The sequence below is a fragment of the Fulvivirga aurantia genome, assembly GCF_009711475.1.
Lineage (GTDB): Bacteria > Bacteroidota > Bacteroidia > Cytophagales > Cyclobacteriaceae > Fulvivirga > Fulvivirga aurantia.
On the sequence record NZ_SMMD01000824.1, the window covers coordinates 1 to 9610 of the forward strand.

Annotated in this window: 5 protein-coding genes; 3 read left to right on the forward strand and 2 right to left on the reverse strand. The window is 38.7% G+C overall.

Annotated elements, in window-relative coordinates:
- On the forward strand, positions 1–2329 hold a 2329-nt coding region (locus tag E1176_RS11655), incomplete at its 5' end, for an OmpA family protein (protein ID WP_155210789.1).
- Between the two features lie 6 nt (positions 2330–2335).
- Here the strand turns inward: E1176_RS11655 and E1176_RS11660 are convergent.
- The gene (locus tag E1176_RS11660) at positions 2336–5230 is read right to left on the reverse strand and encodes a CHAT domain-containing protein (protein ID WP_155210790.1); all 2895 of its coding nucleotides are present in this window, start codon (positions 5228–5230) and stop codon (positions 2336–2338) included.
- A 114-nt stretch (positions 5231–5344) separates the two neighbouring features.
- On the opposite strand from E1176_RS11660, the gene E1176_RS11665 reads away from it, so the two are divergent.
- Together E1176_RS11665 and E1176_RS11670 are read left to right on the forward strand one after the other, a co-directional pair.
- Positions 5345–6652: a sialidase family protein gene (locus E1176_RS11665; protein WP_246206009.1), complete on the forward strand. Its 1308-nt coding sequence runs from the start codon at positions 5345–5347 to the stop codon at positions 6650–6652.
- A gap of 36 nt (positions 6653–6688) precedes the next feature.
- Complete coding sequence (locus E1176_RS11670; protein WP_155210792.1) at positions 6689–7831, forward strand: ABC transporter permease; 1143 nt, start codon at positions 6689–6691, stop codon at positions 7829–7831.
- A gap of 37 nt (positions 7832–7868) precedes the next feature.
- Here E1176_RS11670 and E1176_RS11675 read toward each other — a convergent pair whose 3' ends face one another.
- Positions 7869–9326: a S1C family serine protease gene (locus tag E1176_RS11675; protein WP_155210793.1), complete on the reverse strand. Its 1458-nt coding sequence runs from the start codon at positions 9324–9326 to the stop codon at positions 7869–7871.
- Positions 9327–9610 lie beyond the last annotated feature (284 nt).

A 9610-nucleotide genomic window follows, 5' to 3' on the forward strand; every position in this document is an offset into this window, starting at 1 on the left:
CCAAGACCAGCAATGGTACCTAACCCGGGGCGACAATGCATATGAAAGGGAAAATTATGCGGAGGCTATTGAGTTTTACAAAAGAGCATTACAGCATGGGGATAATCAGGCGCACCCGATTTATAATCTGGCAGAAAGTTACCGTCTGACTTTTCAGTATGATAAGGCAGAGTCATTCTATAACCAATTGATTTCTCTTTACCCGGATAAATACCCACTGGCCAAATATTATCTGGGCCTAATGCTTAAATATAACGGTCGGTATCGCGAATCAACTCTACATTTATTGGAGTTTATTAATCAGCATGATTCAGATATGGATTACAAAGAAGTTGTGGAGGCTGCCAGAGTTGCTGTAGAAGGCAATCGATTGGCAGAAGAGGATAAGAGAAATATTAGACCTTATCAATTAGAGCTTATTCCTGAGCCGCTTAACTCTGTATATAATGATTATGGACTCTCACCATTTAATGATAGTCTTGTTTATATTACAAGTGGTAGGGTTAACAAGCGTTCTTCAGTAGATTTAAGATATGGAGAATCATTCACAGATATATATGCCTTAGAAAAAAAGGCTAGAAATTGGAGCCAAATTAAGACGTTTGATGGTTTGAATACCAACTATAATGATGGTAGTGGTATGTTTAACCATAATAAAACTAAGTACTATTACACCTCCTGCGATCCGAGGTGCCGTATCTATGTTGTTCAGCAAATTGATGGTTCGTGGCCGGAGCCTAAAATGCTCAACGAAAATGTGAATATACCCAATGCCGATAACCGGCAACCAAGTATCAGTTATACCGGAGATACTCTGTATTTTGTTTCTAATAGAAAGGGTGGTTTTGGTAAAAATGACATCTGGATGTGTGTAAATAGTGGAGGTGAAAATTGGGGGCCGGCCATCAATATGGGTCGGGTTATCAATACACAGGCTGATGAGGCTACACCAAAAGCTACAGTATTTCCCAATACACTGCTATTCGCCTCTAAAGGTCATGCGGGTTTTGGTGGTTTTGATTTATTCATGGGTAAAGGTATGTCAAGCGGTGATACCCTTATTTATAACTTTGGCGTGCCTTTTAATACTTCCAGAGATGATCTTTTTCCCGAAATGGATGCAAGCCATTTTTATTGGTCTAGTAATAGGATAGAGTCTTTAGGCAATTTTGATATTTTCTATACTGACATTAATTCTGAGATATCATTTTTATCAACATTATCTCTCAAATCGGGTAGATCGGGTAGTGATATCTTGTTAACCTCACGTATCGGTAATAATTACATGACAGACCTCTCCATTGCTGGTAGTGATGGTGCCGTTAGGTATGAAGATTTGTCTTATAGAGACAAGTTGCTGGCCAATGAGTTATTTAGATTAAAACTATCAGGGGATGATTTTTCTAATTTTAAATCATCTATGACAGAAGAAAAATATCAAATGCTATTGAAAGTGGTAAACACTCAACTAAGTACACAAATTGAGAAAGAGCAGAGTATTAAGCATTATATTACACTTTCAGAAAATCATGAGTCTGCCAGTTTTTCTTACATGGGTCAATTAATAGACTCGGTAAGCCAAAGGCCAATTCCTAATGCAACAGTAGTAATACACAACAAATTAGATGAGAAAGTAAAAGAAACCCTGTCTAATGAGTCTGGGGAAATAAGGTTAACAAACATTCCGGCAGAGCAAGGCAATTATCTTATGTTTAAAAACTTCCCGGTTTATGTGAGTAAACCACTGATAGTTCAAGAAGAGGTAAGTTTTAAGGATGACTTTGTAGCTGATGAAAAATTTGATAACATCTATTTTGATTATAATCAGTATAGTCTGAGGCCAGAGGCAAAAGCCGCTTTGGCAGAATTAGCAGATTACCTTAAGAGCAATCCTGAGGCACAAATAGAAATTCTGGGATATACCGATAATACTGGGTCAGACAGCTATAACCTTGAACTTTCTGGTAAAAGAGCCGAGACCGCGTTAGCCTATCTACACGAATTAGGGGTTGACTATACCAGTCTATCCGTTGTGCCTATGGGTAAAAGTAGCCCACTAGCCTCTAACAATACGCCATTAGGTAAGCAGAAAAATAGAAGAGTAGAGTTTAATATCACAGCACAGTACAACTCATATGTAGCTGAGACAAAAACCTATTTTTTATCAAAAGAAATGGGTGTAAATGAGTTAGCTCGAAAGGCTGATGTTTCTCTCCTTAAGATTTTGACCTTAAATAATCGCAATGCTGACGATATACTGCCTGCCAACACTCCGGTAAGGCTTCCTATCTCGGTAAATGAAGATAAAATAAATGGCCTGGTGAATTAAGAGGCTTTATGGATTGATCAATACAAAGCCTCCCCAATCTTTAGGGTCATTAGTTATTGCTTTCATAGCGAGCTGGGCCTTGCGTAGTGCGTCCTCACTGCTATTGCCATCAATTAAGCCACTATAAAAGTAGTCCATAAACGAAGTGGTCAACTGGTCGTCTACTTTCCACAGACTAGACATTACCTGTTTAGAACCGGCTGTAAGAAATGCTCGCTGTAAGCCATATATTCCTTCACCATGCTTAATGTCACCAAGCCCTGATTCACAGGCAGAAAGTGTGACAAGGTCGGTATTAAGGAGAGAAAGATTGCTAGCTTCAAACGCTGTAAGGATATTTTCTCTGCCTTGTCCATTGGTATTAGCAAGTGCTAAGCCTGCCTTAAGCAGCGGGTATTGGTAAACTGCTGATTGCTGTGCTGTATCCATATAAAAGCCATGAGTAGCGAGGTGCAAAATACTCGGTTGACCAACCGATTTAAGCTCTTGTTTACTGGCAGCCTTACCGCTATATAACTTAGACTGCCAACCATACCCTGACAGCTTTTTGCTTAGTATTCTTATTTCATCCTCTGTTCCGGGCAAAGGGTTAAAATCAGTTTTTTCACCATCACCACCGAAATACGGGTTGCCAAATAAGGCTACAGAATTTGTCGATCGGTTCGTAAATTTCTGTTTGTTTGGCTTACTACCCGGGTTTATCACATAAATGATATTATATTTTTTGATCAGGTAATCGCCATAATTAGGATCGTAAAGTGTGGCTAAATTGATTTTGTGGTAAACCCCATCGTTAGAGACAAATATTTTTGATTTACCTTTTAACTCTTTATCGACAGCCTCCCAGTAAAATCTGTAAGAATGATCTTCTACTACGTTAAATCTCGTAGCATTTTTAAGGTAGGTATTTGCCCTTTGCTCCAGATATTTCCCTCTTTTAAGCAATACCAATTTAGGAGCCTCTATAGTCTGTTTGGTTGTAATTAAGGCTGCATAATAAATGCTATCCGTAAATCCAACTCGCAAGCGCTCATCAGATTTGATTAAAGGAGCTGTAGAGTTTGAAAACTTTCTAAAACGAATGAGATTTACAAATGCTTCATCTTCACCCAGTGAAGCTTGTATGTCTTCCCAGGTTTGTGACTCTATAGCTGATTCTTCATCGATAGCGGCTGCAACTTCCTTTTCCAGATTCCTGATGTCCTTTTCCAGATCTTTTACCGAGGCATCCACTTTTGAGTTACTATAGTTAAAAGAAATCTTCTTTCGCATATCAAGAAGCTGCTGATATTTATTATTAAGCTCCTGATCATTGACTGATTGCACTAATTCAGACCTCTTTCTTTCATAATTAAATAGTAGTCCCTTTACATTTATTTGATGTTGATAGATGCTTTTTAATAATTCAGGGTTTACCTCTTTTTCTGTGAGTATTATACTGTAAAATTTTTCAAAATCGAGCTTGAGTTTTTCATAATACTGAGTTTGCTCAAGCAATGTGAGAGAAGGAAAGACAAACCCTATTTCTTTTTCAATCAGCGCTAGAGATTCTTCTAAATATTCTATTGCCTGTATACGATCACCCGCTAACCAAGAACTGAGTGCTAAATGATTTATGATGTCTTTAGCTTCAATAGATTGCCTGCCATGACTTTTACTTTTATGGGTAAGTGCTTCTTCAAATAATGACCGTGAGCCCTCAAAGTCGTTGTGAGACAGAGCAATGAGTCCAAGATTGTTTTTTGCTGTAGCCAGAAGACTTTGATTGTCCTTTTGATTAAGTTCAGCTCTTGCCTCGGTAAATAATTGTTCTGCCAGCGCATAATCATCTTGTTTCATCATGATGAGCCCTTGCCCAAATTTTGCTGTGTAGTAAATAGAGTCTTTTGGTAAGGTTTTATATTCATTAATTACCTCATCATAGAGTTCCTGAGATTCACTTAGAAGATCTGAATTTAGGTACAGGTTAGCCAGATTGTTTTTTATAAGCCGGCAAGATTTATCATAGTTTGCGGCTTTGTCTGTACACAGTCCTAAAGCTTTATTGTAATAATTTTTAGACTCTTCGAAGTTGCCTGTTTTATGATAAACAGCAGCGAGCTGACCGTAGAGGTTTATCTGATCGTTGGTCTTGCCAGTCTGGTATTTGGAGGCTTCCAAAAAGCTTATTTCTGCTTTTGCATAGGCTAAACTTTGTTGGTTTTTAAGGCCATTTAAGTAATGGTATTGAAATACTAGCGATTGAGATACACTGGCGTATGAAATCAATTCTGTGAGGGAGGATAAAATCTGTTCGACAGATTCAAAGTCTGGAGATCCTAATAAAATTCTGGCCTCAATCAATTGCAGCCAAATACGCAGGTTGTCAGTTGGGTTGTTTTCAAGTAGCTGTGCTATAGCCTTCTTAAAATTTTCATGGGCTAATTTCCATGAATCTTTACCCAATAAAAATGATGTAGCTTCCAGTGCTTCAAAGTATACTGCCTGGCCCTTTGGGTGCAACTTCACTTGTTGATAGTGTGAGAGAGCTAGACTGTCGTTTTGCAGCGTATTATAAAGATTACCAAGGTTTAGCAGCGATTTCCCTATTTCAGGATGATTGGCAGGCAGCACTTGTTCTTTTAGGTTTAGCGCCTGCTTCATGTTCTTTTCTGCTTTTTGAAAATCACGATTGCGCAATTGTGCCAGACCAAGATCACTAAGGATGATAAGGTAGTTGGGGTCGTACAGACCAAGCTCAGATAAAGCGATCTTTTCACTTTGTCTTAAGTGTTTTATCGCCTTCGATAAATCTGAGTTCCAGTAGTAAGAAGCGCTATCATAGTGACTTTTCCAATCTTGAGCGATTGCGGGTGCAAAAGCACAAAACCAAAAAATAACTATAGACAATGTTATTTTCATAATTTAAATTGCTACATCATTGTAACTAAAGGAACTGTACATCGGTTCCGAGGTGGAAAATTAAAAAGAAGATTACAAGAGATAGCAGTAAATATGTTTCAACATTTAATTTTTTTGTGTGCGGTTCTATTAGTGTCAACAGGGGCTAATGGTCAGTTTAAAAATATTATACTCGATGCGGGTGGTGATGGTGGCAGACAGCCGTCTGAGCCAAGCGTGGCAATTAGTTTAAAAGATAACGATAATATAGTGACAGCAGCCATATTGGACAAAACCTACGTGTCTTCTGATGGTGGCAAAACCTGGGTAACCCAAAGGCTCACGTCACCGCATGGTGTTTATGGAGACCCTGTGGTAATATCTGATAAGAAAGGCGATTTTTACTACTTCCATCTATCTGATCCAACAGGCGAAGGCTGGGATAGTGAAGAGATATTAGATCGGATTGTTTGTCAAAAATCAACAGATGGGGGAGAGTCCTGGTCAGAAGGAGCCTCTATAGGATATAATCACCCAAAAGATCAGGATAAAGAGTGGGCTGTGGTAGACTTAAACAGTAATAACATCTACACCACCTGGACGGAATTCGATACTTATGGCTCAAAAGATGAGGAGTGCAAATCAAATATTTTGTTTTCTGAGTCTAAAAATGGCAATAAGTGGTCTGACCCTATTCAACTAAATCAAAAATCAGGAAACTGTATCGATGATGACCAAACTACAGAAGGCGCAGTGCCTGCTGTGGGGCCGGAGGGTCAGCTCATGGTAGCCTGGGCTTACGACAGTAAAATATACATGGATAGATCCTTTGACAAAGGAAAAACCTGGCTAAGAAATGATATAGAAGTGGCTTCACAACCAGGTGGCTGGACTTTGGATATACCCGGGCTTAATCGAAGCAATGGCATGCCGATTTTGGTATGTGATAATAGTGAGACCATTTACAGAGGAGCCACGTACTTAAACTGGGCCGATCAGCGAAATGGAGAAGACGATACTGATATATGGTTTATGCGCTCTTATAATTATGGTGATAGATGGGACAGGCCAGTGAGAGTTAATGATGACGAAGCAGGCAGTCACCAGTTCCTCAGCTGGATGACGGTGGATAATGCAACAGGCTTTATTTATATTGTCTATTATGACCGTAGGGCTTCGGAAGGTATGGAAACTGACGTATATTTGGCATATTCAGTAAATGGAGGTGCTTCTTTCGAAAACGTAAAAATTAGCGAAAAGCCTTTTGTTCCCTCTGAGGATGAGTTTTTTGGAGACTACACCAACATTGCTGCACACGAGGGTAGGATAGTTCCTATCTGGACACGCATGGATGACGGGAAAACAAGTATAGTGACAACAGTCATAGAGCAGGAACAGCTCTCGGGAGTATCACCATACAATAATAAAAAGAGGAAAAAATAAGTGACGTGACCCATTTTTAGCGTCTCAAAATCTGATATGACAAAAAATTTATATACCTATCTGGGTAAACATTTCATACATACATTTTTTTCAGTTTTAGGTTTAGTACTCGGTGTAGCCTTATTGATAGGCACCTTGGCGCTTACCGAAAAAGTGGAGCTGCTGGCCTTGAAGAAAGTCTCTCAAACAGAGCAACTGGAAGCTGTTATTGTTGAAAGCAACACTTACAATGAGGTAGGTGGTGTACGCCTAAGAAAAAACAATGTAAGACATATAGATTACGACTTACTGAAATCCTTGGAGTCTTATATCACAATTGACAGTGTGCGTGCGTATGTAGAGTCCAATTATCCTGGTCGTATAGTAATAGCAACTGATCAGAAAAAATCTGGAATTGGCCTTTTGTCTTATGTAAACGAGACAGAAAGAAATCAGGGCAATATGATCACCGGTAGGTGGTTGGAGCCTCAGGATTTATATCGAAAAAATAAGGTGGCTGTTGTTTCTACTCAATTATCTTATGAAATAATGGGAGACAGTACGGGTAATGTGGTAGGTGAAAATATTTCTTTCGCAAACGAAACTTATGAGGTGGTGGGTTTGGTGTCTACTAATGAAACTACAGGAAGGGCATTTGTACCCATTACACTGCTGAATGAAGAGCAATTGACTGGCAAAACTCCTATCACTGTTTTGTTGGCCCCTTCAATAGAAGATGTACCTGAAGTAAAAGGACAGGTAGCTGAGTTTTTGAAAACCGAATTTGGAGAGAATCAGGGCTTTTTTACAATCGTAAATGAACAGAGAGTAAGACAAATGAGGAAAATTCTCTTTGTTGGCAAACTAGCTGTTGGTCTTACAATAGCAGCACTGTTGTTAGGTGGAGGAATTGGGCTAATGAATGTATTACTTTTATCAACCTATAAAACAGTCCTGGCAGAGGGTATTGGTTTTAGCTATTTCTTTAAAGGGTCTTTGCTGATTTCTTCTGTGGCTGCTTTGCTTGGTTTAATTATCGGTGTAGTCGGGTCAATTCAAATTACTCCTATACTTATGTCTGTGCTTGATGCACCTTTTAAACCCTCTTTTTCTTTAGGAATGTTTCTGGCAGTACCTGGCGTAGTATTATTGGTTTCGCTGATTTTTAGCGTGTATCCATCTATGCGAGTTAAAAAATAAATTAACACACCTTCAACTTGAAGGTGTGTGTAATGTTTTACCTTAGATAGAAAGAGTAGTAGCCTTCTCGGCCCGAGCTATTTACTCCTTCCAAAATCACCCGGCCACGGATGTTTTCTAAAATTTCAACTAGTCGTTCCGGGGTCTCAATGGCATTTCTATTGATATCAGTAATTACAAAATCCTCTGTAACTCCAACACGTTTTAAAAGGCCACTTTCGATGTTAAATACCCTAACTCCATAAGTTATATTAAGTATATCACGCTCCACTTTTGGTACAGCTTCAAACTGTGCTCCAAGTGATTCTGAAGTGTAGATTTCGCGTTTTAGTATACTGGTGGTTCCTTCCCGATTGGTAAGTACTACTGAGGTACTATTGATTTTGCCATTTCTCTTATAGGTGATCATTATTTTGTCTCCAGGAGAGTGGTAACTCAACTCTTCTTCAAAAGCACTTTTGCCCTCAATTATGGCATCGTCTACTTTAAGAATGATGTCACCTTCTTTCAAAGAGGCTTTGCTTGCTGCACCCTCATCTTGTAGGTAGGTGAGCAATACACCGTTGAGTGATTTATTAGGATCAATCTGTATGTCTAATCTGTTGGCTAAATCTTCTGTAAAATCAGATACCTCACCGCCAAAAAAGGCTTTTTGCACTTCACCATATTCGATGAGATCACCCACTATCTTCTTTACAATATCTATAGGTACAGCAAAACCATAGCCTGCGTAAGAGCCCGTTCTTGATAGTATTGCAGTATTTATACCAACCAGATTTCCATTTTTATCTACAAGTGCTCCACCGCTGTTTCCAGGGTTAATAGCGGCATCGGTTTGTATAAAAGACTCTATCGGAAATTTACCTTGCAGTATGTTAATCTGTCGGCCTTTGGCACTCACAATTCCTGCAGTAACCGTAGAGGTTAGGTTAAATGGATTACCAACAGCAATTACCCATTCACCCACGTCCAAACTTTTTGAGCTACCAATAGGAATAGCAGGTAGATTTCTAGCATCAATTTTTAAAACTGCCAGATCAGTAGAAGGGTCTGTGCCGATAAGCTCTGCTTTGTAAGTTTTTTTATCAAATACCACCTCCAACGCATCGGCATCTTGTACTACATGGTTGTTGGTTACTACATATCCATCTTTGCTAAAAATCACACCAGAACCACTGCTTATTCTCGTTTGTGAGCTCGATTTGTCAAAAAACCAATCAAGATAACTTCTGGAATATGTGTACTCAGATATATTTTTGATGTACACCACACTTTGCGTACTTATCTTCGAAGCCGCTACAAAATCTTCATTAAGGTTAAAAGAGGATTTATTATTACTGTAAGGTATAGATTCTGTGTTTTCATTCTTAACCTGATGAGAGTAACTTTTATTTAAATTATCAGGTACTACCTGTGGTTGCAATTCAAAAAACGTATAAGCACCACCAATACCTGATAGAAAGCTAATGAGAATGATTCCAGCAGTTTTTCGCATATCGACTATGTTTGATTAATGAATGATAAAAATTGTGGCAATAATTGTGCAAAAATGTTTACGTGACATTTTTACAGATGTTGTAGAGCGTTGTATAAAATTATTTTTGTGTGAGTTGTGATTGAAAGTGTAATTTTGGTGAACTACCTTCAAAAAAAACAGAACCGTATAGTATATGGGATTCCGATCAGTGCTGAGTAAACCATTTGCGGCCAAAATAGCCAGGCAGCAGAAGAAATGGATGAATAACCCTGGGGTTTATCAAGATAAAATCTTCAATAATC